We start from the raw sequence: 629 nt of genomic DNA, 5'->3' as shown, positions 1-629 counted from the left end.
TTCGGAGATGGCCTGATCGATCTCGACAGCGTTCATGCGGCAGTCCAGGGATTGATCAGTTCGACCCCGCAGCCGTCGAAATCAGGCGTGTTGCGCGTGGCGATCGTGGCGCCGCGGGTGTGGGCAATCGATGCGATCTGGCAATCGGCCTGGGCGATCGGTCGCCCGGCGGCGCGGCGAGCGGCGGCGATGGTGGCGTAGGACTGGGCAGCGTCAGTGTCGAATGGCAGAATGCGCCCGGCGAGATCCTCTCGCAGGATGCGATCGACGGCGTCAACCAGCGCGGCGCGGCGCTTGCCGTTTCCCATGATCGCGAGGCCGTAGCGCAGTTCGGCCTCCGATATCGCGGTCAGGTAGACGGTCAACCCATCCTGGGCCGACAGCCAGTGTTCGACCTTGGGCTCCGGCGCCGGGCGCAACAGCTCGGAGATGACATTCGTGTCGAGGATGATCATGCGTCAGGCCCGATCAAATGCGGGCGGTTCACGCATGGCCTCTCGCTGCGGAAGGTCGAGATCAACGCCGCCGAGGGGCGCGACCCGCGCACGGATCGCCGCGGCAAGATCGTGGGTGGGCTTCGCTTCGCCAACGACGTGGCGCAGTATCTCGCGCACCTCCTCTTCCATCGA

At 66.3% G+C, this 629-nt stretch carries 1 protein-coding gene; it reads right to left on the bottom strand.

What is annotated here, in order from left to right:
• Positions 1–32: 32 nt before the first annotated feature.
• On the bottom strand, positions 33–455 hold the full coding sequence (locus tag GH815_RS18760; RefSeq protein ID WP_153750239.1) for a type II toxin-antitoxin system VapC family toxin: 423 nt from the start codon (positions 453–455) through the stop codon (positions 33–35).
• Between the last annotated feature and the right edge of the window lie 174 nt (positions 456–629).

Origin of the sequence: Rhodovulum strictum, from assembly GCF_009649175.1 — a bacterium.
Lineage (GTDB): Bacteria > Pseudomonadota > Alphaproteobacteria > Rhodobacterales > Rhodobacteraceae > Rhodovulum > Rhodovulum strictum.
Note: the sequence above shows the minus strand (reverse complement) of the source record. Positions and strands in the feature narration are given on the sequence as shown.

What these genes read in the sequence shown, in the direction of transcription:
- GH815_RS18760 (WP_153750239.1), bottom strand. Translation starts at nt 455, where the DNA reads ATGATCATCCTCGACACGAATGTCATCTCCGAGCTGTTGCGCCCGGCG.